At 63.2% G+C, this 25,373-nt stretch carries 22 protein-coding genes; 12 read left to right on the forward strand and 10 right to left on the reverse strand.

Annotated elements, in window-relative coordinates; translation table 11 throughout:
- Positions 1-120: 120 nt before the first annotated feature.
- Together EK373_RS14315 and EK373_RS14320 are read right to left on the reverse strand one after the other, a co-directional pair.
- Positions 121-459 (reverse strand): rhodanese-like domain-containing protein, encoded by a 339-nt coding sequence (locus EK373_RS14315; RefSeq protein ID WP_129643981.1) that lies wholly within the window; start codon positions 457-459, stop codon positions 121-123.
- An 18-nt stretch (positions 460-477) separates the two neighbouring features.
- Positions 478-1,116 carry a protein-L-isoaspartate O-methyltransferase family protein gene (locus tag EK373_RS14320; RefSeq protein WP_198683345.1) on the reverse strand — a complete coding sequence of 213 codons (639 nt, stop codon included), beginning with the start codon at positions 1,114-1,116 and terminating at the stop codon, positions 478-480.
- Between the two features lie 361 nt (positions 1,117-1,477).
- Between EK373_RS14320 and EK373_RS14325 the strand changes: the two genes are divergently transcribed.
- Positions 1,478-3,790 carry an EAL domain-containing protein gene (locus EK373_RS14325; RefSeq protein ID WP_129643985.1) on the forward strand — a complete coding sequence of 771 codons (2,313 nt, stop codon included), beginning with the start codon at positions 1,478-1,480 and terminating at the stop codon, positions 3,788-3,790.
- Between the two features lie 2 nt (positions 3,791-3,792).
- On the opposite strand, the gene EK373_RS14330 is transcribed toward EK373_RS14325, so the two are convergent.
- The 3 genes from EK373_RS14330 to EK373_RS14340 all read right to left on the reverse strand — a co-directional run bounded on the left by EK373_RS14330 (position 3,793) and on the right by EK373_RS14340 (position 7,873).
- Positions 3,793-4,194 (reverse strand): YbaN family protein, encoded by a 402-nt coding sequence (locus tag EK373_RS14330; RefSeq protein ID WP_129643987.1) that lies wholly within the window; start codon positions 4,192-4,194, stop codon positions 3,793-3,795.
- A gap of 123 nt (positions 4,195-4,317) precedes the next feature.
- Positions 4,318-6,366 (reverse strand): sodium-translocating pyrophosphatase, encoded by a 2,049-nt coding sequence (locus EK373_RS14335; protein ID WP_129643989.1) that lies wholly within the window; start codon positions 6,364-6,366, stop codon positions 4,318-4,320.
- Positions 6,367-6,550: 184 nt separating this feature from the next.
- Positions 6,551-7,873, reverse strand: a complete 1,323-nt coding sequence (locus tag EK373_RS14340) for a 6-phosphofructokinase (protein ID WP_129643991.1) — start codon at positions 7,871-7,873, stop codon at positions 6,551-6,553.
- 104 nt (positions 7,874-7,977) lie between these two features.
- Here EK373_RS14340 and EK373_RS14345 point away from each other — a divergent pair, with 104 nt between their 5' ends.
- Positions 7,978-8,934: an adenylate kinase gene (locus EK373_RS14345; protein WP_232831111.1), complete on the forward strand. Its 957-nt coding sequence runs from the start codon at positions 7,978-7,980 to the stop codon at positions 8,932-8,934.
- Between the two features lie 126 nt (positions 8,935-9,060).
- On the opposite strand, the gene rnd is transcribed toward EK373_RS14345, so the two are convergent.
- On the reverse strand, positions 9,061-10,191 hold the full coding sequence (rnd, locus tag EK373_RS14350) for a ribonuclease D (protein ID WP_157994369.1): 1,131 nt from the start codon (positions 10,189-10,191) through the stop codon (positions 9,061-9,063).
- Positions 10,192-10,267: 76 nt separating this feature from the next.
- On the opposite strand from rnd, the gene EK373_RS14355 reads away from it, so the two are divergent.
- The 3 genes from EK373_RS14355 to EK373_RS14365 are packed head-to-tail and all read left to right on the forward strand — an operon-like array spanning position 10,268 to position 12,775.
- On the forward strand, positions 10,268-10,783 hold the full coding sequence (locus EK373_RS14355) for a hypothetical protein (protein ID WP_129643997.1): 516 nt from the start codon (positions 10,268-10,270) through the stop codon (positions 10,781-10,783).
- A gap of 22 nt (positions 10,784-10,805) precedes the next feature.
- Positions 10,806-12,176: a UDP-N-acetylmuramate:L-alanyl-gamma-D-glutamyl-meso-diaminopimelate ligase gene (gene mpl / locus EK373_RS14360; protein ID WP_129644000.1), complete on the forward strand. Its 1,371-nt coding sequence runs from the start codon at positions 10,806-10,808 to the stop codon at positions 12,174-12,176.
- 17 nt (positions 12,177-12,193) lie between these two features.
- Positions 12,194-12,775: an LON peptidase substrate-binding domain-containing protein gene (locus EK373_RS14365; RefSeq protein WP_129644002.1), complete on the forward strand. Its 582-nt coding sequence runs from the start codon at positions 12,194-12,196 to the stop codon at positions 12,773-12,775.
- Between the two features lie 198 nt (positions 12,776-12,973).
- On the opposite strand, the gene EK373_RS14370 is transcribed toward EK373_RS14365, so the two are convergent.
- Positions 12,974-13,846, reverse strand: a complete 873-nt coding sequence (locus EK373_RS14370; RefSeq protein ID WP_129644005.1) for a CPBP family intramembrane glutamic endopeptidase — start codon at positions 13,844-13,846, stop codon at positions 12,974-12,976.
- A 172-nt stretch (positions 13,847-14,018) separates the two neighbouring features.
- On the opposite strand from EK373_RS14370, the gene EK373_RS14375 reads away from it, so the two are divergent.
- The 4 genes from EK373_RS14375 (at position 14,019) to EK373_RS14390 (ending at position 18,682) form a co-directional block, all read left to right on the forward strand.
- Positions 14,019-14,444: a hypothetical protein gene (locus EK373_RS14375; RefSeq protein WP_198683346.1), complete on the forward strand. Its 426-nt coding sequence runs from the start codon at positions 14,019-14,021 to the stop codon at positions 14,442-14,444.
- Between the two features lie 239 nt (positions 14,445-14,683).
- Positions 14,684-15,685: a glycosyltransferase gene (locus EK373_RS14380; protein ID WP_129644011.1), complete on the forward strand. Its 1,002-nt coding sequence runs from the start codon at positions 14,684-14,686 to the stop codon at positions 15,683-15,685.
- A gap of 37 nt (positions 15,686-15,722) precedes the next feature.
- Positions 15,723-17,693, forward strand: a complete 1,971-nt coding sequence (locus tag EK373_RS14385) for a capsule assembly Wzi family protein (RefSeq protein ID WP_129644014.1) — start codon at positions 15,723-15,725, stop codon at positions 17,691-17,693.
- An 11-nt stretch (positions 17,694-17,704) separates the two neighbouring features.
- Entirely contained in the window at positions 17,705-18,682 is a 978-nt protein-coding gene (locus EK373_RS14390; RefSeq protein ID WP_269813705.1) for a glycosyltransferase, read from the forward strand.
- A 29-nt stretch (positions 18,683-18,711) separates the two neighbouring features.
- On the opposite strand, the gene hemL is transcribed toward EK373_RS14390, so the two are convergent.
- The gene (gene hemL, locus EK373_RS14395; protein WP_198683347.1) at positions 18,712-19,980 is read right to left on the reverse strand and encodes a glutamate-1-semialdehyde 2,1-aminomutase; all 1,269 of its coding nucleotides are present in this window, start codon (positions 19,978-19,980) and stop codon (positions 18,712-18,714) included.
- A 136-nt stretch (positions 19,981-20,116) separates the two neighbouring features.
- On the opposite strand from hemL, the gene EK373_RS14400 reads away from it, so the two are divergent.
- Positions 20,117-20,281: a rubredoxin gene (locus tag EK373_RS14400; RefSeq protein ID WP_116810406.1), complete on the forward strand. Its 165-nt coding sequence runs from the start codon at positions 20,117-20,119 to the stop codon at positions 20,279-20,281.
- 4 nt (positions 20,282-20,285) lie between these two features.
- On the opposite strand, the gene EK373_RS14405 is transcribed toward EK373_RS14400, so the two are convergent.
- Positions 20,286-21,149, reverse strand: a complete 864-nt coding sequence (locus tag EK373_RS14405) for a TraB/GumN family protein (RefSeq protein WP_129644023.1) — start codon at positions 21,147-21,149, stop codon at positions 20,286-20,288.
- A gap of 47 nt (positions 21,150-21,196) precedes the next feature.
- Positions 21,197-21,970 carry a metallophosphoesterase gene (locus tag EK373_RS14410; protein ID WP_157994370.1) on the reverse strand — a complete coding sequence of 258 codons (774 nt, stop codon included), beginning with the start codon at positions 21,968-21,970 and terminating at the stop codon, positions 21,197-21,199.
- A 365-nt stretch (positions 21,971-22,335) separates the two neighbouring features.
- Between EK373_RS14410 and tkt the strand changes: the two genes are divergently transcribed.
- On the forward strand, positions 22,336-24,339 hold the full coding sequence (tkt, locus tag EK373_RS14415) for a transketolase (RefSeq protein WP_129644029.1): 2,004 nt from the start codon (positions 22,336-22,338) through the stop codon (positions 24,337-24,339).
- Positions 24,340-24,359: 20 nt separating this feature from the next.
- A complete protein-coding gene (gap, locus tag EK373_RS14420; protein WP_129644032.1) occupies positions 24,360-25,373 on the forward strand; it encodes a type I glyceraldehyde-3-phosphate dehydrogenase in 1,014 nt (337 codons plus the stop codon).

Genomic DNA, 25,373 nt, shown 5'->3' on the forward strand with positions numbered 1-25,373 from the left:
ATTTATGTCTAGACCACGCGCGCCGGACGAGCTTAACCATTCATGCCACAGACCCGGCGCGTTCAGCCACCGTCCGTGGGTGCCATACAGCGGCCAGGTCAGTGATGCGGCTTGAGACGCTCAATAAGTCGGAATGGTTGCATCGAGCTCGCGCGACCACGCGAGGATGCCGCCCGCTACGTTGACCGTGCGGAAACCGTTCTGTTGCAAATACCTGGCGACCTCCAGACTGCGCCGTCCTGAACGGCACAACACCGCCACTTCCTTGCTCTGGTCGAGCTCGCCGATGCGCTCGGCCACTTCGCCCATGGGAATGTGTACGACCTGCTGATCGGCCGGCACGCTGGCGACGCCGAGCTCCCAGGCTTCGCGCACGTCGAGCAGCGTCAGCACATCGCCGCGCTGGCGGCGGGCGACGAATTCGGTCGGGGTGATCTCGGCAATCTGTGGAGTGCTCATGATGGCGAGGAGACTTGATCAGAACACGAATTCGGACGGGCGCGGCGCGTTCACCAGCGGCGCGAGCACGGTTTCGAACAGGCTCTCACGCTGCCATTCACGTTCGCCGACGCGCGTGACTTTCCAGGCTTCCATCACCGGCGCCTGACCGACCACCACGAACAAGCGGCCGCCGATACGCAGCGCCTGCTGGAAGCGCTCGTCATACAACGGCAGCGAGCCGGTCACGGCGATCACGTCGTAGGTGGACTGTTCGGTGAGCTGCATGCCGTCGCCCACCTCCACGGCCACGTTGTTGACCGCGGCGGCAAACAGGTTGCGTCGGGCGATCTCGGCCAGCTCAGGCAGGATCTCGACGGTGCGCACACGAGCCGCCAACATGCCCAGGCAAGCGCTCAGGTAGCCGCTGCCGGTGCCGACTTCCAGCGCGACGTCCGCCGGATTCGGCAGCAGCGCCTGCAGGATGCGGCCGTGAACCTTGGCCGGCAGCATCGACTGGCCGCCCGGGAGCGGAATCGAGGCGTCGGCAAAGGCGACCTGGCTGAAGGGCGCCGGGGCGAATTGCTCGCGCCGGACCGTGCGCATGGTGCTCAACACCCGCTCGTCGAACACGTCCCAGGCGTGCACCTGCTGTTCGATCATCTGCTGGCGGGCCAACTCGATATTCATAGGCAAATTCGTAGACAAATCAGGCCGGATAGGCTGGCGGCGGCAAGGGTACGGACTTTGATTCGGCGGTACAAGTTAAAGGGCGGACAGCTCCCCGGCGGGCATGGCGCAGTGCCGATGCGCCTGCAGGGAACCCTGAATTTTCCTCTTCGGCCGCATTCAGGCCAATATTTACCTGCTCGCCGCATACAATATGGTCAATCCCCCCGGCAGATGTTCAGCCGTTCGCTATGCTCCTTTCCCGGCTAATTAGGTGCCTGCGCTCGTCTCTTCTCAGCGCCACTCCAATTTACCGGGTGCCGGGGCTCGCCGCGGCAACCTAGGGGATCGAAGCAAAGAGCGTTTTCATGTGAGTGCCCTGTTGGGGACTTTGACCATTTCTCTCGCCGTCGCGGTCTTGCTGCTGCTGGGTTTCATCCTCTGGCGGGAGCGCCGGAGCGCGGCCCTGACTCGCGCTGCCGGACAACTGGAGGCTATCGTTCGCTCCGGGAAATTCGCCGAGCGCGTCCGCGTCGCTGGCCCGGCGTCCGAGTTCGCCGAGAATGCGAACCGTCTGCTCGAGCAGATGGCGATGAAGGATCTGATGATCGGCGAGCGTGAGCGCTCGTTGGTCGGCTTGCTGGCGGGCCTGCAGGAAGCGGTTGCCGTCCATCGCGATCACATCGTGTTTGCCAACGAGCGCTTCGCCGCGCTGACCGGCGCCGCGGCGGCCGAGCATCTCACCGGTAAGAAGATCGCCGAGCTGCTGCACCCCGATTACACCGAGCTGGTCGTCGAGCATCTGCGTCGCTCGCTGGCCGGCGAGCCGGGGCTGGAGCGGCTGGAGATCGAGCTGCACCCCGATACCGAGGGCGGGACCGCGCGGGTCGAGTTGAGCGCCGTGCGTATCGACTATCAGGGCGGCCCGGCTTTGTTGTTGACGCTGCTCGAGATGGGGCCGCGTTCGTTGCCGGCGTCGATACCGGCGCGCAGTGGGCGGCCTACCGCTTGGGAAACGCTCGATTCGCTCGGCGAGGGCATCATCACCACCGATGTCAGCGGCCGCATCGACTACGTGAATCAAGCCGGCGAGCAGCTGATGGGCGTGAGTGCCGTGGATGCGCTCGGCAAGAGCATCACCGACATCATTCAATTGCTGGATGAAAGCGACCGCCGCTCGCTCGGCGACCCCGTGCGTCATTGCCTCGCGACCCAGTCGAAAGTCTCTGCCGGTCGCCGTGGTGTGATGATCTCCCGCGACGGCAGCGAAGAGCGCTCGGTGGAGCTGACTGTCACGCCGTTGAAAGGGCAGAAGGGCGAGCTGGTCGGCACGGTGGTCGTGGTGCGCGATGTGAGCGAGCTGCGCGGCATCACCAAGCAGATGTCGTACCAGGCGAGTCACGACGCGCTTACCGGCCTGGTGAATCGCCGCGAGTTCGAGCGTCGCTTGGAAGAGTCGCTGCAGACGGCGCACACCAACGAAGCCAAGCACGTGCTGTGCTACCTCGATCTCGATCGCTTCAAAGCCGTGAACGACACCTGCGGTCACATGGCCGGCGACGGCATGCTCCGCGAGGTTGCGGCGCTCATTAAAGAAACAGTGCGCGATTCCGACACTGTCGGCCGTCTCGGCGGCGACGAGTTCGGTCTGCTGCTGGTCGGCTGTCCGCTCGACAAAGCGCGGCAGATCGCCGACGACGTCGTGAGGAAGATCAGTGACTACCGATTCGTGTGGAAGGACAAGATCTTCAACATCGGCATCAGCGTCGGCTTGATCGAGATCTCACGCGAGAGCGGCGCGCCGGATGAAGTGATGAGCGCGGCCGACTCGGCCTGCTACGTCGCCAAGAAGCAGGGCAATCACGTCCATGTTTATTCGGCGCGCGATGAAGCGGTCGCGCGTCATCGTGGCGAGATCCAGTGGTTGCAGCGCCTGCAGTCCGCGCTCAAGGACAATCGTTTCGAGCTGATGGCTCAGCCCATCATCGCGTCCTCGGCGACGGAGACAGGGCCGGCGCTCGAAGTGCTGCTTCGTTTGCAGGACGACAATGTGCCGGGCGGCATCTCGCCGGCGGAATTCCTGCGCGCGGCGGAGCGTTATCGATTGATGTCGGACGTCGATCGCTGGGTGGTGCAGACGGCGCTGACGGCGTTGGGACGCGGCGGCATTCGTCTGCCGTCGAGCCGCAGTCTTGCGATCAATCTTTCCGGCCAGACTCTCGGCGACCCGCAGTTCCTGGAGTTCGTCGTCGACGTGCTCGATCGTACCGGCGTGGCGCCGACCCAGCTGTGCTTCGAAGTCACCGAGAACTCCGTGATTACGAACATTGAACATGCGCAGCGCTTCATCGGCGTATTGCACGGCATGGGCTGCCAGTTCGCACTGGACGACTTCGGCCGCGGGCTGTCCTCGTTCGGCAATCTGAAGAACCTGTCGCTTGATTATCTGAAGATCGACGGCACGTTCATCCGCAACCTGGCGGTGGACTCGGTGAACCAGGCCATGGTCGCTGCGATGATCAAGCTGGCGCGCACGCTGAATTTCCAGGTGATCGCCGAGCAGGTCGAAGATGCCGGCGCGCTCGACGCGGCGAAGAAGATGGGCGTCGATTTCCTGCAGGGTTTCTATCTGGGGCGGCCCCAACCGCTGGCGCGCGTCGTGCCGGCGCGGAGCATCGGCTGAGATTATTCGGCTTTCGGCGGCGGCTCGGGCCGTAGCCATAGCCACATCAGTACCAGCGCCATCACGGCGGTGAGGAGCTCCGCGACCCACCTTCGCGGACTCACCATGAAGAAGATCACCGCAGACCCGGACATCATGACGGTCGCCATGATTTTCGCCCGACGACTCACGGCGCCGTGCGCTCGCCAATCTCGCAGCATCGGGCCGAAGTGGCGATGGTTTACCAGCCAGTCGTGAAATCGCGGCGAGCTGCGCGCCGCCGCCCAACCGGCGATCAGAATGAAGACGGTGGTGGGCAGGCCGGGAATGAAAAGCGCGATCACCCCGATCGCGAGGCACACGACCGCAAACACCAGCAGCAGATAGCGCACCACTGTGGGCAGGGGTTTGCGGGTGTGATCCATCGGCGGAGTTTGCCCTTATCCCTAGCCGATCCGTCAATCCAAATAGCACCACGTGCCGCCGGCTGAAACGAAAACGGCGCAGCGTTAGCTGCGCCGTTTGCAAATATCGCCTTGGCGGCGTTGTTAGAGGAGCGGCACCAGCAACAGCGCCACGATATTGATGATCTTGATCAGCGGGTTGATCGCCGGGCCAGCCGTGTCCTTGTACGGATCGCCGACCGTGTCGCCGGTCACGGCCGCCTTGTGCGTGTCCGAGCCCTTGCCGCCGAAGTTGCCTTCCTCGATGTACTTCTTGGCGTTGTCCCAGGCGCCGCCGCCCGTACACATGGAGATGGCGACGAACAGGCCGGTCACGATCGTTCCAATCAGCAGGCCGCCCAGTGCGCGAATGCCTGCGCCCGGACCCATCAGGAAGTTCATGCCGAACGCCACCACCACCGGCACCAGGATCGGCAGCAGCGACGGCACGATCATTTCTTTGATTGCGGCGCGCGTCAGCATGTCCACGGCCCTGGAATAGTCCGGCTTGGCCGTGCCTTCCATGATGCCTTTGATTTCCTGGAACTGACGGCGCACTTCCACGACCACCGACCCCGCGGCGCGACCGACGGCTTCCATCGCCATGGCGCCGAACAGATAGGGCACCAGGCCGCCGATGAACAAGCCGATGATCACAGCCGGATCGGACAGCGAGAACACCTGCAGCTTGCCCGCCGCTTCGAGGTTGTGGGTGTAGTCCGCGAACAGCACAAGCGCGGCGAGACCAGCGGAGCCGATCGCGTAGCCCTTGGTCACGGCCTTGGTCGTGTTGCCGACCGCGTCGAGCGCATCGGTGATCTTGCGCACATCTTTCGGCAGCCCCGCCATTTCGGCGATGCCGCCGCCGTTGTCCGTGATCGGACCGTACGCGTCGAGTGCGACGATCATGCCTGTCATCGACAACATCGAGGTGGCTGCGATGGCAATGCCGTACAGATCAGCGATGTAATACGCGCCCCAGATGGCCGCGACCACAGCGAGCACCGGCAGTGCGGTGGACTTCATGGACACCGCGAGACCCGCGATGACGTTGGTGCCGTGACCCGTCTGGGAAGCAGCTGCGACGTAACGCACCGGCGCGTATTCCGTCGCCGTGTAGTACTCAGTGATCACGATCAATGCGGCGGTGAGCACCAGGCCGATGACGGCGCAGGCGAACAGGTCGCTGGCGAGTTCGGGACCCATGATCATCGGGGTCACGAAATAGAACGCGATCAGCGCGAGCACACCCGACACGGCCGTGCCGCGATACAGTGCGTTCATGATCTTGCCGCCGTCGCGCGCCTTCACGAAGTACGAGCCGATGATGGAAGCGACGATAGAAACGGCGCCGAGCACCAGCGGATAGATGATGTAGCGGATGTCGAGGCCGCCGTCGGCCGCCGTGAACATCAAACCACCGAGCACCATCGTGGCGACCACGGTCACCGCATACGTTTCGAACAAGTCAGCTGCCATGCCGGCGCAGTCGCCGACGTTGTCACCGACGTTGTCGGCGATCACGGCCGGGTTGCGCGGATCGTCTTCAGGAATGCCGGCTTCGACTTTGCCGACCAGGTCCGCGCCGACGTCGGCGCCCTTGGTGAAGATGCCGCCACCAAGACGCGCGAAGATGGAGATCAGCGAGCCGCCAAAGGCGAGGCCGACCAGTGAATGCAGCGCATGCTCATCGCCGATGACTCCACGCATGAAAGTGAAATAACCGGCGACGCCGATCATGCCGAGGCCGACCACCAACATGCCGGTGATGGCGCCGCCACGGAAGGCGACTTGCAGAGCGGGATTCAGCCCGACGCTGGCAGCCTGTGCGGTGCGCACGTTAGCGCGCACCGAAACATTCATGCCGATGTAGCCGGCGAGGCCGGAGAGGATGGCGCCGACCGCGAAGCCGCCCGCAGTCGCCCAGTCCAGCGCCAGGCCGAGCACGATCAATAGAACGACGCCAACGATGGCGATGGTGGAGTACTGACGATTGAGATATGCCTTGGCGCCTGCCTGAATCGCCGCGGCGATCTCCTGCATTCGCTCATTGCCCGCAGGCTGCTTGTTGATCCAACCGACCGAAATTACGCCATACAGCACGGCCAGAACACCGGCGCCGATCGCGAGCCAAAGCGCGACATCTGTGGACATCAACTTCCTCCCCCTTGCGGGTGCATCGTTGTGAGCAAATTTTTAGAGCAGGCAGATCGTCAGTAAGGCAGTTCCAAATCAAACGTTGAATCGAGCCCGCGCCGGGCAGTCGCCGGCGCGGGCTGTCTCAGAGCAAGCTTGTCCGGCCTCAGCAGTGACTAAGTGCCGGAAAAAAGTCGCGAAACTATAGCACAAAGGGGGTGTCGAGCTTTTTCTTCACCGGTGCGTTCTTCAGCGTCACGTACTGGGGCAGGCCATCTTTATACGGCGGATAGTCTTCACCGCGGATCAACGGGCTCAAATACCGGCGCCCCTTGGCGGTGATGTGGAAGCCATCCTCGGTGATGTAGTCACGCGGCAGCATTTTTTCCTGATTCGCGACCTGGTCGAGCGGCGCCATGCCGATCTTCCATTTGTACGGGCTGCTGGAGGTGCGCACGATGGTCGGCATCACTGAGTTGTGACCCTTGAGCGCCAGTTCCACCGCCGCCTTGCCGACCGCATAAGCCTGTTCGACGTCGACCTTCGAAGCGATGTGGCGCGCGGCGCGCTGCAGGTAGTCGGCGACAGCCCAGTGATATTTGTAATTCAGCTTGGCTTTGACCAGCTGCGCGATCACCGGCGCGACGCCGCCGAGCTGCGCATGACCGAACGCGTCCCGCAGGCCGGCATCGGACAGGAACTTGCCGTCCGCGGTCTTGACGCCTTCCGACACGACGATGGCGCAATAGCCGTACTTCTCCACGCACTCCTTCACGCGCGCGCAGAACTTGTCTTCGTCGAATGTGATTTCCGGGAACAGGATGATGTGGGGCGAGTCGCCTTCCTTCTCGGCGGCGAGCCCGCCGGCGGCTGCGATCCAGCCTGCATGGCGGCCCATCACTTCCATGATGAACACCTTGGTGGAGGTTTTGGCCATCGAGGCCACGTCGAAGCCCGCCTCGCGGATCGATACTGCGACATATTTCGCCACCGAGCCGAAGCCGGGGCAGCAGTCGGTGATCGGCAGGTCGTTGTCCACGGTCTTGGGCACGTGGATGGCCTGAATGGGATAGCCGAGGTTGTCGGCCAGCTGCGAGACCTTCAGGCAGGTGTCGGCCGAGTCGCCGCCGCCGTTATAGAAGAAATAACCGATGTCGTGCGCCTGGAACACTTCGATCAGGCGCTGATATTGCGCCGGATTGTCCTCGAATTTTTTCAGTTTGAAACGTGCTGAGCCGAACGCGCCCGAGGGCGTATGACGCAGGGCGCGAATGGCCGCGGCCGACTCCTTGCTGGTGTCGATCAGGTCTTCTGTCAAAGCGCCGACGATGCCGTTGCGGCCCGCATAGACCTTGCCGATGCGGCTGCCGGCGCGGCGGCAGGCTTCGATGACGCCGGCCGCCGACGCGTTGATGACAGCGGTAACACCGCCGGACTGGGCGTAAAAGGCGTTGCGGGGGCGGGCGGTCTTCTTCGCCCGGCCAGTTTTCGAGTTAGTAACTCTGTTCCCAGTCTTTTTTGGCATGTTTCGACCTGTGCAATGGAACCAAGATCGTCGGCGCGAAGGATAGCGCTCGAACGGCGCTTTCTGTACCCTCCCCGGCTCTTGTCGGGAGGTCGGATTCAAAAATGATGCGGATCGTATTACTGGGGGCACCCGGTTCGGGCAAAGGAACTCAGGCGCAGCGCCTCATGGGCAAATATGGCGTGCCGCAGGTTTCCTCCGGCGATCTGCTGCGCGATGCCGTGGCGCGGGGCACCGAGCTCGGCAAACAAGCCAAATCGGTCATGGACGCCGGCCAGCTGGTCTCCGACGACATCGTGCTCGGCCTGATTCGCGAACGCCTGAGCCGTGCCGATGCCGCCAATGGTTTCATCCTCGACGGCTTCCCCCGCAACATCGACCAGGCGAATTCGCTGAATGCGCTGCTGGAAGAAATCGGCCAGCCGCTGGACGCGGTGCTGTTGCTCGACGTGCGCAACGAGACGTTGATGCAACGCCTCGCCGGCCGTCGCATCTGCCCGAAGTGCGGCACGGTTTACAACATTCACTCGCTGCCGGCCGGTACCACCGCTTGCGAGAAGGACGGCACGGAGCTGTATCAACGCCCCGACGACAAGGAAGAAGTCATCGGCAAGCGTCTGTCTGTGTATGACCAGCAGACCAAGCCGCTGATTGCGCACTATTCCAAGCTGGGCCTGCTGCGCAAAGTCGCGGGCGAGGGCGAGCTGGAAGAAGTGTCCGAGCGCATGGAAGCCGCCGCGCTGGCGAAGCCGGTGCCGGCCTCGAAAGTGAAAGTCACGAAGACGCCGGCGCAGGCCAAACGCAAGAGCTCAGCGGTCAAGTCGGCGAAGCCGGCGGCCAGGAGCGCCAGCAAGACTGCGTCGAAGTCGGCCAAGGCCAAGGCCAAGTCGAAGTCGAAGTCTGCTGCCAAGAGCAAGGCGCCGGCCGCGAAAGGCAAAGCCGCCAAGAAGTCGGCGAAGAAATCTTCCAGGACTGCCGCTCGCAGCCCCAAGAAGGCTGCTCGCAAGGCGCCGGCCAAGAAAGCTGCGCGTCGCGCGACCAAGGCTCGCAAGAAGAAATAATCTCGATTGCCGGCTGGCGCGCCGTAGCGCGCTCAGCCTGCTGAGAGCGCGATGTTCGCGAGGTAGCGCCAGATTCAATGCGAAGCGCTACGTTCAAGACGTAGCCGATGGCGCGCTCGAATTCGCTCAGCGAGCGGACGCTTCCTGCGAAAGTGCGATCAATCGATCGCCAATCACATCTTTGCGCCAACCGCTACTGAGGCGGTCGGTGCGGCGTGAGAACACCAGCTGTTCCACGTCGCGTCGGGTCGCCAGTATTTCCGGACTGATCTTCAATTCTTCCGCCGTCGTGCGCGCGAGGTTCATCAGTTTCGTGACCAGCGCGAGCTTCTGAGTCTCGGGTTTCGGCGGGATGAACGCGGCCGGCTCCGATTGCGCCAGTTCGCGGCCGCGCGTGACCAGCGCCAGCAATTCTTCGCCGCGCCGGCGCGCAACACCTGCGGGCAGCGTACGGATGCTTTCCAGATCTGCCGCCGTGCCTGGCAAGCGCTCGGCGATCTCGCGCAGCGCATCGTCGGCCAGAATCCAGCCGCGCGGCTTGTCGTGTTTGATCGCTGTTTCCTCACGCCAGTGCGCGAGCAATTTAGCGGTGGCGCGCTGCTCAGGGCGCAACCGATCCAGCCCTTTCAAGCGTTTCCAGGCTGCTTCCGGCTCGGTGCGATGGAGCGCGGGGGATTCCAGCTCGCGTGTCTCTTCATAGAGCCACGGGATGCGTCCGGCTTCTTGCAGGGCGTCGCGCAGGTTCTGATACAACGGCACCAGATAGCGCACATCGTCCTCGGCGTACTGCAGTTGTTCGGGACTCAGCGGTCGACGCGACCAATCGGTGCGCGTATGGCCTTTTTCCAGCTGGTGATCGAGCCGCGCGGCCACCAGCGCTCCGTAGCCGATTTGCGCCGGCTGGCCGAGCAGGGCGGCCGCGATCTGGGTATCGAAGATCGGACCCTGAAGCGCGCCACGCATGGCAACCGCCAGGACTTCCAGATCCTGGCGCGCGGCGTGCACGACTTTGATCCGGGCGCGGTCGTTCAGAAAATCCCACAATGGCTGCAGGTCGGGGACCGCCACTGGATCGACCAGTGCGCACGGTGTCGTTCCGTCGCGACCGGGCGCCGCCATCTGCACCAGGCAGAGCTTGGGAAAGTACGTGCTCTCACGCATGAACTCGGTATCCAGCGCGATGAAGTCGGCAGCGCGAAGCTGTTCGAGCGCGTGTAGAAGTTCAGCGGACGTGGTGACTATTGGCGGTGGCTGCATGGGCGTGCGTGTACAATTCATCGCATTATAGGGGAGTCCGCCGGCATGGCTCGCCGGTACAACACGCGTTTCGCTCATGGTCATTTTGCGATTTCTGCAAAGCTTCCTGGATATCGCGCTCTGGCGAAAGGGACCGCAGGACCTGCCGGCTTCGAGCACTCTGGCGACACTGGCCCTGATCGCTTATCTGAGCACCGGCTTCCTGCGCATGCGGCTGTTCACGCTCGATCGGCCGACCGCGCTGTTGTTCATCTGTGTCGACGCTTTGATGCTCGGCGCCTGGCTGTGGCTGGTGCTGGCGTTCTTCGGGCGCCGCCAGCGTTTCGTGCAGACCATCACGGCGACGCTGGGGGTCGGTCTGCTGGTATTGCTGCTGGATGTGACGATCCGTTCGGCGCAGCTGGCGCTGGGCTGGGGCAATGAAGTGTCGATGACCTGGCTGAAGCTGCGCTTTCTGGTCGTCGCCCTGGTGCTCGGCCGCGTTTTCATGCTGGCGCTGGATCGCGGCCTGATCACCGGCATCGCGCTCACCATCGCAATCATTTATTCCACTCAGGCGGTCGTGCAGCTGATGCTCGATCTGCGCGGTTAAGGCCAGGAAAGATAGAGGATTCATGCACGTTCACATTCTTGGCGTTTGCGGCACCTTCATGGGCGGCATCGCGGCACTGGCGCGCGCCTCGGGCCATCGCGTTACTGGATCGGACCAGAGCGTCTATCCGCCCATGTCCGATCAGCTGCGCGAGCTGGGCATCGACATCATCGAGGGCTACGGGCCGGAGCAGCTGAAGCTGAAACCCGACGTGGTCGTCGTCGGCAATGTCATGAGCCGCGGCAATCCGCTGATCGAAGCGCTGCTGGAAAGCGACATTCCCTACACGTCGGGGCCGGAGTGGCTGGCGCGGCACGTGTTGAACAAGCGCTGGACCCTGGCGGTCGCCGGCACGCACGGCAAGACCACCACCTCGAGCATTCTCACCTGGCTGCTGGAATACGGCGGCCTGGAGCCGGGCTTCCTGATCGGCGGCGTGCCGGGCAATTTCAACGTGACCGCGCGCCTCGGCACAGGTCAGCATTTCGTGGTCGAGGCCGACGAATACGACACCGCGTTCTTCGACAAGCGCGCCAAGTTCGTCCACTACCGGCCGCGCACGGCCATCATCAACAATCTCGAGCACGACCACGCGGATATCTACCCCGACGTGGCGTCCATCCAATGGCAGTTCCATCAGTTGATGCGCATGGTGCCGAGGCACGGGCTGGTCGTCGCCAACTCGGGCGACGCGAACGTGATGCACGTGATCGACATGGGCTGCTGGACGCCGGTGGAGCGTTTCTCAACCGGCACGCACGGCGACACGGCGTGGTATGCGATCGCGCCGCCGGGCGGGGACTACAGCAGTTTTTCCATCATGGAGGGCAACGCCGCAGTGGCGGAGGTGAACTGGTCCATGCTGGGCCGTCACAATGCCGAAAATGCACTGGCTGCCATCCTCGCCGCGCGCAGCGCCGGCGTGCCGATAGAAACATCGGTTGCCGCGTTGAAGGAATTCCAGGGCGTGCGTCGGCGAATGGAAGTGCGCGGTGTGGTCAATGGCATTACCGTCTATGACGATTTTGCACACCATCCGACCGCGGTGGCGACCACCATCGATGGCTTGCGACGAAAGATCGGTTCGGCGCGTTTGATCGCTGTGCTGGAGCCGCGCTCCAACACGATGAAGCTGGGTACGCACTCCGCGGCTCTGGCGGGCGCGTTGTCACAGGCCGATCATGTATGGATGTATCAAGGACCGAATGTCACTTGGGATGTTGCGGGCTCGGTCGCTGCGCTCGGTAAACGGGCGGAGACGGTGAAGGATCTGGATCAGCTCATTACCCAGCTCGACGCGTCGCTGGTAAGCGGAGATCATGTGCTTATCATGTCCAACGGCGGCTTCGGCGGCATCCACGGAAAGTTGCTGGACCGTTTGCGGAAGCGTTGAGGGCGCGAGGAGGACACATGTCGGTGGTCCTGCCTTTATTCCCGCTGAACACCGTGCTGTTCCCGGGCGGCCCGCTGCGCCTGCGCATCTTCGAGCCGCGCTATCTCGACATGATCAGCCGCTGCATGCGCGAGAACAGCAACTTCGGCGTCGCGCTCATCACTGAGGGGCGCGAGGCTGGAGGCACTGCGCGCACCACGGTCGTTGGCACAACTGCACGCATCGTCGACTTCGAACGTCTGGACGATGGGCTGCTCGGCATCACTGCGCGGGGCGGGCAGCGTTTCAGCATCATCGAAGTCAAAACGCAGAGCGATGGGTTGAACGTCGCCGACGTCGAGTTTCTGCCGGACGAGCCGGCGATGGAAATTCCGGACGATCTCGCGATCCTGGCCGAGCTGTTGAAACAAGCGTTCGTGCAAGTGGGGACGGCGTACGGAGCAGAGCCGCCGCACTTCGAGAACGCGAGCTGGGTGGGAATGAGGCTGGCAGAGATCCTGCCGCTGCCCATGCCGGAGAAGCAGCAGTGCCTGGAGATGGATAACGCGGTGGAGCGGCTGCGGCTGCTGCGGGAACGGTTGGATATTCGGCAGGCTTGAGACTGCGGTGCGCGCCGCCGTGCGCGCCTGTCGTAGCAACCTGAGTCACCTGTCACCTGAGCATGAGCTGGCGGGCCCAACCCACTTGCGGCTAACAATCCCGCCGCGCGACGATCCCCAGGGTGCCGACGATCGAGGAGTCGTTACTAGAGGACTTTCATCCATTGGACTAAGTCGACGCTTGTTCTCCAACGTCTCTTAGTTCCCAATCCGGCGCCGGCTCAAAACAGCAAACATAGCGGCGATCACCGCGAACCAGACCAGCGCCGCCCAACCGATAACTCCGTCGTAATTGCCGACCAGCGCCGCGAACTCCGTGCTCGGGTTCACGAGCGTCGCTTCACGGAGCACGGCGATGAACGCCACACCCGCGGCGTGCAATCCGATGCACCCTGCTATCGCGCCCGTGCGGAGCCGAACGAGAGCAAACAACACGCCCAACATCGCGAGCGCGACGAACGAATCAGCGAACGTCAGCGGCTGCACGTATCGTTCGAACAGCTTGCTCAGCACCTCGAAGCCGTGCACCCACGACACCTCTTCCGGCGGCACGCGCAATTTTCCGCCCAGAAAGTGCAGTGATGCGTAAAGCACGCTCGGTGCAATCACGGCCGCAGCCGCGCCCGACGTTCGTGAGACAGCGGTAAACAACACGCCGCGGAAAAATGTTTCTTCGATAAACGCTACGGTCACGCCCGTGAGCAGGCCACCCGCGATGAGGCCGAGCCACGCGCCGTCGAAGCCTGGCTTCACTTCGCGAATATCGAGGCCGAGCAACAATGCCGTGAGCGGCAGCATCAGGCCGATGCCGCACACGAACCCGATACTCATCTGCCGGAGAAATTCACGGCGGGGCAAGCCGTACCCCAGCGATTCCTTATCTGTCAGTCCGAGTCGGCGCGTCAGCACCACCAGTCCGATCAGCGCCAACAGCATGGCGATGCGATGCATGACGCGGTGAACCGGTTCTATGGAAACGAGGCTGACCAGCCACCAGGCCGGATAGGTGAAGACCGCGGCAACCAGCAGCGAGCCCGCAAGCAGCGCGACGAACAAAGCAAACGCGCGCATGGGTCAGCGAGCGCTTAACAACAGATCGCGCGTCGGAAAGCGCGCCATTTCTCGATGAATCGCCAGGTATACGGCGGATCTGCGCGGCGTGCGCGCGCCTACACTGCCGTCGGCCTCGAGGTTGCGCGCCCCGAGGCGGAAAGGATTCTGATTCATCGAGTGCAACGCTTTTATGGAGAACAGCATTATGGATGACAACAAGGCTCTGAGCATCGTGTCCGCGCTGGCGAATGGCGTCAACCCGCAGACCGGTGAAATGTTCGAGATCGACTCGCCATATCAGGCCGCGGATGTGATCCGCGCACTGTATGTCGCGGTCCGCGCGCTGGAGTTGAGCAATCGATCCAAGGGCCGGGGCAACCGCGCGCGACTGCCGGTCAATGCCGGCAAGCCGTGGGCGGAACAGGAGGATCGTGATTTACTGGAAAGATTCGACGCCGGTCAGTCGATTGCGCAACTCGCTCAGGCACATGACCGAACCATGGCCGGCATTCAGGCGCGGCTGGAACGGCATGGCCGGCAGGTGGGGCAAGGGCTGCAGTGGCGCGGGCGGGCGGGTCATGCGCTGGCATATCGTGCCGACCACGCTGAGTCGTGAGGCGCGAGCACGAGCGAATCGCCGTGGCGACGCGTTTGGCGTCGCCGCTTCAGCCTTCGCTTGCGGAAACGGCGCGTACACGATCGGTCGCATGGGGCGTGCCAGTAGAATGGCACGAGCGTCCCGCTCCCTGGCCGGTTCGGCTATCAAGGCGGCGTTCATGGTGGGTAATATCCAATGGCCCGGTTAGCGGCGCGCGCCCAGTGCGCCGGAGGTCAGCGATACACGTGCTAAATAGAGTGGCAACTCCTTACAAGATCCGCATCATCGGTAAAGTCAACGGCGTCGGGTTGACGCGTGACATCAAATTGCTGAGCGATTGCTTGCGCTTGGAAGGGCACGACGTGAGCGTGCATGCCATTGACGCCGATGCAGCCAAGCGGCGGCGCTCCGGCCTCCGCCAATTGCTCCTGAAGCTGCGGCTCGGTCGGCCGCGCGCGACACCGCGCGATGTCGACCTGAACATCATGCTGGAGCACGTCTGGGCCGAATTCCTGCCGCTGGCGCGCAGCAGCGTCGTGGTGCCCAATCCTGAATGGTTCGACCGTCACGACGTTCGTTTCCTGCCGCACGTGGATCACGTCTGGGCGAAGACCCGTCACAGCGAAGATATTTTCCGGCGCCTGGGCCGGGACACGTTATTCCTGAGCTTCGACAGCGACGATCGGCATCGCCCCGAGGTGCCGCGGGAGCGGCGCTTTTTTCACCTCGCCGGCAAGAGCACGATGAAGGGAACGGACCGCTTGCTGCGTCTCTGGGCGCAACGGCCCGACTGGCCGACCTTGACGGTGATTCAGCATGGCCGCGATGCGCACGCGCCGGAAATTCAGGCTGCGAACATCGATCGTCGCCACGGTTATCTGAGCGAAACCGAATTGCTGGAACAGCAGAACGCTTGCATGTTCCATGTCTGCCCGTCCTTGTCGGAGGGCTGGGGTCACTACATCGTCGAAGCCCTGAGCGTCGGAGCGGTGGTGCTGACGGTGGCGGCGCCGCCGATGGATGAGTTGGTCACCGCGGAGCGTGGCTTGCTAGTGCCGTACGAGCGGGTCGGCGAGCAGCGCCTGACGAGCACTTATTATTTTTCCACCGCTGGCTTGGAAGCTGCAGTGGAGCGCGCAGTGGCAATGAGCGACAGCGAGTGGGCGCGCATGTCTGCTAACGCGCGCCGCTGGTTCCAGAGCAACCGGGACGATTTTCCGCTGCGAGTGAGATCGGCGCTGCTCGAGTCGGTACAATAATCATGGAAGGTTGGATACGCGCGGGAAAGGTGCAAGTTTGAGCAGCAGTCGAAGGGTCCAGGTCGCCGTCGCGGTGGCCGCTGCGTTTTCGTCAAGCGCCGCGCTGGCGCAGGGGCCGAGTCCTTATCTCCCCCTGAAAATGGCGCCCGAGATCGAACGTCAGATCGATCAGGTGCTGCTGCTGGCGGGCCGCCCGATCGTGCGCCGTCCGATTGCGGCCGTCACAGTGCTGGAGGCGCTGCCCGCCGCTTGTCAGGTCGATTCGCTTCTCTGCGAGCGGGTGCGCGCCTATCTCAGCTCTTACACCGAGCGTTTCGGGGTCGCGCACGTCGGTCTCGAGGCAGCCGGAACGCGCAATTCCGAAAAGACTCTGCCGAATAGTTTCGGAATGAGCGCGGGGGATGAATGGTCGGCATCGGTGGCCGGCCAGTTTCGTATTTTCGATTACATGCAGCTGCAATTGGGCGCAGTCGCCTATCCCGACGAAATCATTCCGTCCGGTTCCATGCTCAGCATCGGCAATCATTACTTTCAGCTGGATATCGGTTATCGGGATCATTGGTGGTCGCCGATGAGCGACAGCGCCATGCTCATCGGCACGCAGGCGCAGACCATGCCTGGCGTGACGCTATCGAATTACAAGCCGATGACCGGTTGGAATTTCACGTATGAAGCGTTCATCGCACGCATGGACTACGTCGAGGATATCGCTTACCAGGGCGGGACGACTGCCGGCTATCCGCGACTCGCGGGCGTGAACCTGGCTATCGAGCCGGTGCTGGGCTGGTCGCTTGGCGCAAGTCGGGTATTGCAATACGGGGGCGGCGAGCGCAAGCGCTCGTTCGGTGATCTGTTCAATGCGTTCTTTTCGCCGACGCGCTACGACAACATCAGCGACGAGACCGGCAGCGACGATCAGTTCGGCAACCAGGTGGCGGCGCTGACCAGCAAGTTCGTGTTTCCCGCGCGGGTGCCATTCTCGGTGTATTTCGAGTATGCCGGAGAGGACGGCTCGCGCGCGGAAGGTTGGCGTCTCGGTAACGTGTCGCTGTCCGCGGGCATCGACATTCCGCGGATCTGGCGGCGCTTCGATATGACCTACGAGGTCTCCGATTGGCAGAACGCCTGGTACGTGAACGGCGTCTATCCAGACGGCACGTCCAACGACGGTCACGTGATCGGGCATTGGGGCGCCGACGATCGGCTGGCCCGCGATGCCGTCGGCGCGACCAGTCACATGCTGCGCGTCGGCTGGGCTGCTCCGTTCGGCGGAACGTTCGATGTGCGCTATCGAACGCTGCAGAATGAAGACTACGGGGTCGGCGATTATCAACGCGAGCATGACGTCGCACTCCGATACTCGCGCAGCTGGAACGAATTCGTCTATGGCGCCGAGGTCAACGTCGGCAGCGATGTGTTCGGTGAGGATTTTCGTCGCGTCGGCGCGTTCGTACGTTACTCGCCGGGCGCCCGGGAAGAGTTCGCTGGACCGATCGAGCCATTGCCCGAGCAAGCGGCGCGCAACGTGGACATCTTCGTCGATGCGGGCGTCAACGTCAGCCAGGTGGAATACGACCCGTCCGACGGCGGTGTCACGCCGATCGAGAAGACATCCTCAGTCGGGCCGCACATCGGTGTGGGCGTGCGCCGCGCAGTGACTTCGCGTAGCGATCTGGGCGTGCGCGTCGAGATGGACGATTTCGATGGTCTGACTGCAATCGGCGTTCGAGCCCTCGACTACCGCTACCGAGTCGGTCGGAAACTCTCCATCGGCGCCTACGCGGGGGCCATGCGCCTCAACGCGCCTACTGCCGCTTACGGTTATTACGGCGGCATCGGCGCCCAATTGCGCGACGTGCTGCCTCGCTTGGATCTCACTCTCGACTTGCGCGCTTCCGACAAAATCGCCCGCGATGTGCTGCTGCCGTCCGACCCAGCCGGCAATACGTGGGGCGATGTCATCTATCAGATGTACGGCGCGAGCGCGTATTTGAGCTATCGGTTTTGACAGACACGACGGTGCTGCGGCGAGGACCTCACAGAGCAAGTATCCTGTTGTTGGCGTATCGCATGGAGAACACGCTGCGACCGGCGCTGGCGTCCGCGCTCGCGCAGACCGTGCCATGCGAGATCATCGTGTCTGACGATGCTTCGGGTGACCGTAGCCTGGAGATAGCGCGCGAGATGACGGCGGCCTACGCCGGTCCTCACAAAGTGATCATTCGCGGCAACGAGCAGAACCAGGGCTTGTGCCGGCACATCGATACGGTGTCGAAGATCGCGAGCGGCGAAATCCTGATCTTCATGGCAGCCGACGATGTTTCCTACCCACAGCGTGTGGCGCGGCTGCTGGCCGCCTTCGACGCTCATGCGGATGCCTACGCGGTGGGGTCGGCCGTCGACGAGATCGACGTGTCGGGTCAAGTGCTGCGTCGAGGCGCTTGGTATCTCGACTCGCCGATGGACCAGCGCAAGCTGCTGCACCTTGGAAAGTTCGTCACGCTGCTGGGAGCGTCGATGTCCCTGCGTCGCGAGTTGCTCGACGATCTGCCGCCGCTGACCGGGCTGGTCGAAGACAACATGCTTACATTACGCGCCAGCTTGTTCGGTCGGATCTATTGCCTGAAAGAATCGTTGCTGGGCTATCGCCGACACGAAGGCAATCTGGGCCGGACTGTGTTCGTTCGCACCGGACCGGGCAGGGCGGCGCGCCGTAAGCGCTACGAGCGCACGATTCGCATGTATCGCGAGATCGCCAACGATCACGAGCGCTGTCTGCAGGCGCTGCCGCAGTTGCCGCCGGAGCGGCGGCAACTGGGCGAGCAGATCGTTTCGATGTACCGCATCGAAGCGGAGAGTCGCGAGGCGGTGCTCAACCTGCCAAAGCGCCAATGGCTGAGTCCCATCTGGAGAGGCATCAAACATCCGGGGCTGCGTCGCAAGTCCGTTGAGCGCGCGTTCAAACTGGCGGTGCCGCGCAGTTGGCTATTGTCCTGAGCGCTTGAGAAGCGACGCCCGCTAGTCCCTTACAAGGTCGCAAATACCTTCTTCGCTGCGTCGATCGTGGCGTCGATGTCCGCCGCTGTGTGAGCTGCGGAAACGAAGCCCGCTTCGAACGCCGAGGGTGCAAGATAGATTCCTTCGTCCAGCATGCCGTGGAAGAAACGTTTGAAGCGCTCCACGTCGCAAGCCATCACTTCACGGAAATACCGCACCGGCGCCTTGTCAGTGAAGAACAGGCCGAACATGCCGCACGCATGGTTGGTCGAGAGCGGAATGTTCGCCAGCTTCGCGGCGTGCTGGAGTCCTTCCATCAACTGCGCGGTGCGCGCGGCGATCTGTTCGTAGAACTGCGGCTGATCGAGCAGTTCCAGCGTCGCAAGCCCGGCGGCCATCGCGACCGGATTGCCGGAGAGCGTGCCGGCTTGATACACCGGTCCGAGCGGCGCGATCTTTTCCATGATGTCGCGCCGTCCGCCGAACGCGCCGACCGGCATGCCGCCGCCGACGATCTTGCCGAGCGTGGTCAGGTCCGGACGAATGTTATAAAGCGCCTGTGCGCCGCCGCGCGCGACACGGAAGCCGGTCATCACTTCGTCGAAGATCAGCACGCTGCCGTGCTGATCGCACACCGAGCGCAATGCTTCCAGAAAACCCGGCACCGGCGGCACGCAATTCATATTGCCCGCAATCGGCTCGACGATGATGCAGGCGATCTCGTTGCCGCTGTCACTGAACAGCTGCTGGAGCTGAGCGATATCGTTGTAGTTGAGCGTGATGGTCTGGGCCGCGAATTCCTTCGGCACGCCCGGCGACGTCGGCACGCCGAAGGTGAGGGCGCCCGAGCCCGCTTTCACCAGCAACGAATCGGAATGGCCGTGATAGCAGCCTTCGAATTTCACGATCTTGTCGCGGCCGGTGAAGCCGCGCGCCAGCCGAATCGCGCTCATGGTCGCTTCGGTGCCGGAGCTCACCATGCGCACCAGCTCGATCGACGGCATGATCTCGCAGATCTTCTGAGCGACTTTGGTCTCGATCTGCGTCGGCGCGCCGAACGACAGGCCCAGCGCGGCGCGCTCCTGCACGGCCCGGATCACGTTGGGGTGCGCGTGGCCCAGGATCATCGGGCCCCAGGAGCCGACGTAGTCGATGTAACCTCGATCGCTCTGATCGAAGACACGCGAGCCGGCCGCGCGCTCGATGAAAACAGGCTCGCCGCCGACGCCGCGAAACGCGCGGACGGGAGAGTTCACGCCGCCGGGGATGTAGCGGCTGGCATCGGAAAATAACGACACGGGAGAGCTCCGGATGATCTCGGACGCGGAGTGTACCACCCGGGGTCGGATCGACGGCTCAGCGGCCTCCCATCGCCGGCTTCAGTTCCCTATAATCCGGCCCCTTGTCTCACCTAGGTTCGGTCGGCGCTGCGAAATGAAAGCCTATATGTGCGTGATCTGCGGTTACGTCTACGAAGAAGAAAAAGGCGATCCCGCATCCGGCATTGCAGCCGGCACGCGCTGGGACGACGTGCCGCTGTCCTGGCGCTGCCCGGACTGCGGCGCCGGCAAGGAAGACTTCGAGATGGTCGAGGTCTGAGCGCTCAGTGCTGCGTGACCTTGTGACCCTTGTTTTCCAGTAGATCGATCAGGCTGTCCTTGCCCACCAGGTGCAGCGTCCCGACGATCACCAGATAGTCCTCCCGATCGTCGAGCAGTTGCTCGACCTGGCTCAGCCACCGGCGGTTGCGGTCGGTGGTCAACGGCCGGTAAAGATCCGGATATTGCTCGAACCCTTCGGCCAGCAACGCGGCCAGCGCCTGGCTGTCGCCCCGACGCCAGGCTGACAGCAACTCGTCGATCTCCTCCGCAATCCGATCCGTGTCTTCGATGCTGTAGAGCAGGAACTCGCGTTGCTGGCGCTCCGGCAATCCGGCCAGCATGCCCAGCTGCTCGCGCAATGTTTCCAGGCCGTGGATGGGCTTTTTGTCCGCGACCGCGCGGGTCGTGAAGCGTTGCTCGATTCCCGACGTCGGCGCGAGCCCCATTTTCACCAGCTGCAGCTGCACCAGGGTCATGGCTGCGAACCAGGGCTTGAAGCGATTGAGCAGCATGGGATCGACGCCGACTTCCTGCGCGCGCGTGCTCAGTTTGGAGTAGGTGGGCTTGCCGAGCTGTTGCTCGAGCGATTGACCGGCGGGCAGCATGCCCAGCTCGAGCGTGACCTGCTGAGTCTCGGCCGGATCGAGATCGTCCATGTCGATCTCCATCAGCAGCACTTCGGCGTCTTTATAAGCCTCGTCGAGCGCCGCAGGCAGCTTTTCGGACTCGTTGAGGAAATGCACCGAGCCGAGCAGATACACGGTATTGGTCTTGCCCTGGAGCGACCACAGGCTGTGGTGCTGTTCGGCGGCGCAGGCGCCCGCGCTGAGCCAGAGCGCGCACAGCGCCACGAGTATTTTATTCATTCCTTGTCCCCAGCGGCTCAAACCGTCGCGGACAAGACTAGCGCACCTCAGGCGACGCTGCTTTGGGCATACGCCTCGAGCCAGCAGACTTCCGTGGCAATCGAGCCGTCGGGCATCAGCTCCAGCACGCGGTAACCGGGCGGGCGGTCATCGATGGCGAAATCGACGCTGCCGGGCACGAACTGTGCGCAGGTGGCCGGCGTCGCCATGAAGCGCACGCCGTGAATGAAGCTGTCCAATGACTGGTGCACGTGGCCCCAGAGCACACCGCGCACGTTCGAGTGCTCGCGCACGATGGTCATGAACTCATCGGCGTCGTACAGGCCGACCTGGTCGAGCCACTGGCTGCGGATCGAGATCGGGTGATGGTGCAGGCACACCAGCACATGGTGATTGCGATGAGTGCGCAGCACCTCGCGCAGATAGTTCAGCTGCTCGGCGCCGACGCGTCCGGCGGCGTCGTTGGCCACCCAGGAATCCAGCATGACCACCAGCCAGCGGCCGAACTCGGTGTGACCGCCGACTTTGAACGGCCCGCCGCGCAAGGCTGCGCGCATGTGATCGGGAAGATCATGATTGCCCGCGAGGCACAGCACTGGCGCGCGCGAGGAGCCAAACACGTGGCGCACCCAGCGATAGCCTTCCGGGTCGTCCTGCACCAAGTCGCCTGTCAGCAACACGCCGTCAGCCCGATGACTGCGACGCTGGGCGTCCGCAACCGCGGCTTGCAGCGCAGGCAAGCACGCAACGCCACGCAGGCGCCCGCCCGCTTCACCGAACAGGTGCAGATCGCTGAACTGAATGAGGCGGACCGATTGCATCGTTACTGTCTTCGAAATCTTGACCCTGGAGCGCGCGACATAATGGGGCAAAATAGCCACAATCATCGTAGCAACGAGGGCGGGGCGAAAAGGTGACCAGTGTCTAATCGCACGGCTCGCAGGCGTTGCGAGCGTGAGTTTTGCGCTTCGTCTCACAAACTCCAGGTGTCGCAACGGAACGACCCACAACGCAACAACGTGCCGTCCCTGTTCCGGTTCCGACTGGCGAGGCGGCGTTTCGTTCCCCGGCGGCCCCCGCCCGCATTTGCCCCACCCCGCCTAGTAGTCCAAAATGCGCGGCCTTCCTAAGCGCTCATCGCATGCTCTTGGGCGAGCCTCTCCACGCACCTTTCGAGATAATTTGAATGCAGACATCGCACCGCCGGCAGCTCGCCAACGCCATCCGTGCCCTGGCGATGGACGCCGTGCAGAAGGCCAACTCCGGCCATCCGGGCATGCCCATGGGCATGGCCGATATCGCCGAAGTCTTGTGGAACGATCATCTCAAGCACAATCCCGGCAATCCGCTGTGGTCGGACCGCGACCGCTTCGTGGTGTCCAACGGTCACGGCTCGATGCTGCTGTACTCGCTGCTGCACCTGACCGGCTACCCGCTGAAGATCGAAGATCTGCAGAAATTCCGGCAGCTCGGCTCGCACACCGCCGGTCATCCCGAGCATGACGCGCACCTCGGTATCGAGACCACGACCGGCCCGCTGGGCCAGGGCCTGGCCAATGCGGTTGGCATGGCGCTCGCGGAAAAGCACCTCGCCAGTGAGTTCAATCGCCCGGGGCACGACATCATTGACCATCGCACCTGGGTGTTCCTCGGCGACGGCTGCCTCATGGAAGGTGTGTCGCACGAGGCCTGTTCGCTCGCCGGCACGCTGAAACTCGGCAAGCTGATCGCGTTCTACGACGACAACGGCATCTCCATCGACGGCGAAGTGCACGGCTGGTTCACTGACGACACGCCGAAGCGTTTCGAAGCCTACGGCTGGCACGTCGTACCGAATGTCGACGGCCACGATCCGGCGGCGATCGAGAAGGCGATCGCGGCGGCAGTCGCACAAACCGACAAGCCTTCGTTGATCTGTTGCAAGACCATCATCGGTTGGGGCTCCCCGAACAAGCAGGGCACCGAAGCGACGCACGGCGCGGCGCTCGGCGCCGACGAAGTCGCGGCCACGCGCAAGCACCTCGGCTGGGACTACGAGCCGTTCGTGATCCCCGATGAAATTCGCCAAGGCTGGGACGCGCAAGCGCAAGGCGCGAAGCGCGAAGGTGAGTGGCAACAGCGCTTCAACTCCTACAAGTCGAAGTTCCCCGAGCTCGCGGCGGAGTACGAGCGCCGGCAGGCAGGTGAGCTGCCGTCGTCGTGGCGCGATGTGGTCACGAAGTACGTCGCCGACGTTGCCAAGGAGAGCAAGCCGCTGGCGACTCGCCAGAGCTCGCAGGCCTCGTTGAACGCCTACGGCCCGGGCTTGCCGGAATTGCTGGGCGGCTCGGCCGACCTGACCGGCTCGAACAACACCAATCGCAAGGACTCCCGCTCCCTCACCGGCGCGGACGCGTCCGGCAATTACATTCATTACGGCGTGCGCGAGTTTGGCATGTCCGCGATCATGAACGGCATGGCCCTGCACGGCGGCCTGATTCCCTACGGCGGCACCTTCCTGGTGTTCTCCGACTACGCACGCAACGCCATGCGCATGTCGGCGCTGATGAAACAGCGGGTCATCTACGTCATGACCCATGACTCCATCGGCCTGGGCGAAGACGGCCCGACGCACCAGCCGGTGGAACATCTGCCGAGCCTGCGCATCATCCCGAACATGACGGTCTGGCGTCCCTGCGACAGCACCGAGACCGCCATCGCATGGGCGGACTCGATCGAGCGTCGCAACGGCCCGTCGACGCTGGCGCTCACCCGTCAGGCGCTGCCGCCCCAGACTCGCACCGAGCAGCAGATCGCGAACATTCGCCGCGGCGGTTACGTGCTGAAGGATTCGGAGGGCACGCCCGAAGTGATCCTGATCGCAACCGGCTCGGAAGTCGCGGTCGCGGTCGAAGCGGCCGGGCTGTTGCAACAGAACGGCAAGCGAGTGCGCGTAGTCTCCATGCCGAGCACGAACGTGTTCGATGCGCAGGACGAGGCGTATCGCGAGCAGGTGCTGCCGCGCGGTGTCGAAGTCCGCATTGCTATCGAAGCGGCCGCGACCGACACGTGGTACCGCTACGTCGGTTTGCGCGGCGCCATCATTGGCATGACCACGTTCGGTGCGTCCGGTGTGGCCAAGGATTTGTTCAAGCACTTCGGGTTCACGGCGGACAATGTTGTCCGCACCGTGCAGAAGCTGCTGCAGTGATTCTAACGAGGTAACCTTAAATGCCCATCAAAGTTGGTATCAATGGCTACGGCCGCATCGGCCGCAACATCCTGCGCGCGCTGTACGAGGCCAATCGCCAGAAGGAAATCCAGATCGTTGCGCTCAACGATCTCGGCGATGCGCAGACCAACGCGCACCTGACGCGCTACGACACCGTGCACGGCAAGTTCAACGGCGAAGTGAAAGTCGACGGCGACTCGCTGGTCATCAACGGCGACCGCATCAAGGTGCTCGCCGAGCGCGATCCGGCCAAGCTGCCGTGGGGCCAGCTCGGCGTCGATTACGTGTTCGAGTGCACCGGCCTGTTCACCAGCAAGGCGAAGGCGGGGCTGCACATCCAGGGCGGCGCGAAGAAGGTCGTGATCTCCGCTCCGGGCGAGAAGGACGTCGATGCCACCGTCGTCTACGGCGTGAACCACAACACGCTGAAGGCCAGCCACACCGTGATCTCCAACGCGTCGTGCACGACCAACTGCCTCGCGCCGCTCGCCAAGGTGCTGCACGAGAAGATCGGCATCGTGTCGGGCGTGATGAACACGATCCACTCGTACACCAACGACCAGGTGCTCACCGACGTATTCCACAAGGACCTGCGCCGCGCGCGCTCGGCCACTCAGTCGATGATTCCGACCAAGACGGGCGCGGCTGCCGCGGTCGGCCTGGTGTTGCCGGAACTGAACGGCAAGCTCGATGGCTTCTCGGTGCGTGTGCCGACCATCAACGTGTCGCTGGTCGATCTGAGCTTCGTCGCCAAGCGCGCGACGTCGATCGAAGAGATCAACAGCGTAATGAAGGAAGCCGCCAACGGTGCGTTCAAGGGCATCCTGGCCTATACCGACGGCCCGCTGGTGTCGGTGGACTTCAACCACGATCCACATTCCTCGTCCTACGACGCCACCATGACCAAGGTCATCGACGGCACGCTGGTGAAGGTCTGCGCGTGGTACGACAACGAGTGGGGCTTCTCCAACCGCATGCTCGACACGACGGTAGCCTGGTCGAAGGCTGGCTGA

It is taken from the genome of Peristeroidobacter agariperforans (genome assembly GCF_004138335.1).
GTDB classification, from domain to species: domain Bacteria; phylum Pseudomonadota; class Gammaproteobacteria; order Steroidobacterales; family Steroidobacteraceae; genus Steroidobacter; species Steroidobacter agariperforans.

What these genes read in the sequence shown, in the direction of transcription:
- EK373_RS14315 (WP_129643981.1), bottom strand. Translation starts at nt 459, where the DNA reads ATGAGCACTCCACAGATTGCCGAGATCACCCCGACCGAATTCGTCGCC.
- EK373_RS14330 (WP_129643987.1), bottom strand. Translation starts at nt 4,194, where the DNA reads ATGGATCACACCCGCAAACCCCTGCCCACAGTGGTGCGCTATCTGCTG.
- EK373_RS14335 (WP_129643989.1), bottom strand. Translation starts at nt 6,366, where the DNA reads ATGTCCACAGATGTCGCGCTTTGGCTCGCGATCGGCGCCGGTGTTCTG.
- EK373_RS14340 (WP_129643991.1), bottom strand. Translation starts at nt 7,873, where the DNA reads ATGCCAAAAAAGACTGGGAACAGAGTTACTAACTCGAAAACTGGCCGG.
- EK373_RS14345 (WP_232831111.1), top strand. Translation starts at nt 7,978, where the DNA reads ATGATGCGGATCGTATTACTGGGGGCACCCGGTTCGGGCAAAGGAACT.
- rnd (WP_157994369.1), bottom strand. Translation starts at nt 10,191, where the DNA reads ATGCAGCCACCGCCAATAGTCACCACGTCCGCTGAACTTCTACACGCG.
- EK373_RS14355 (WP_129643997.1), top strand. Translation starts at nt 10,268, where the DNA reads ATGGTCATTTTGCGATTTCTGCAAAGCTTCCTGGATATCGCGCTCTGG.
- mpl (WP_129644000.1), top strand. Translation starts at nt 10,806, where the DNA reads ATGCACGTTCACATTCTTGGCGTTTGCGGCACCTTCATGGGCGGCATC.
- EK373_RS14365 (WP_129644002.1), top strand. Translation starts at nt 12,194, where the DNA reads ATGTCGGTGGTCCTGCCTTTATTCCCGCTGAACACCGTGCTGTTCCCG.
- EK373_RS14370 (WP_129644005.1), bottom strand. Translation starts at nt 13,846, where the DNA reads ATGCGCGCGTTTGCTTTGTTCGTCGCGCTGCTTGCGGGCTCGCTGCTG.
- EK373_RS14375 (WP_198683346.1), top strand. Translation starts at nt 14,019, where the DNA reads ATGGAGAACAGCATTATGGATGACAACAAGGCTCTGAGCATCGTGTCC.
- EK373_RS14400 (WP_116810406.1), top strand. Translation starts at nt 20,117, where the DNA reads ATGAAAGCCTATATGTGCGTGATCTGCGGTTACGTCTACGAAGAAGAA.
- EK373_RS14405 (WP_129644023.1), bottom strand. Translation starts at nt 21,149, where the DNA reads ATGAATAAAATACTCGTGGCGCTGTGCGCGCTCTGGCTCAGCGCGGGC.
- EK373_RS14410 (WP_157994370.1), bottom strand. Translation starts at nt 21,970, where the DNA reads ATGCAATCGGTCCGCCTCATTCAGTTCAGCGATCTGCACCTGTTCGGT.
- tkt (WP_129644029.1), top strand. Translation starts at nt 22,336, where the DNA reads ATGCAGACATCGCACCGCCGGCAGCTCGCCAACGCCATCCGTGCCCTG.
- gap (WP_129644032.1), top strand. Translation starts at nt 24,360, where the DNA reads ATGCCCATCAAAGTTGGTATCAATGGCTACGGCCGCATCGGCCGCAAC.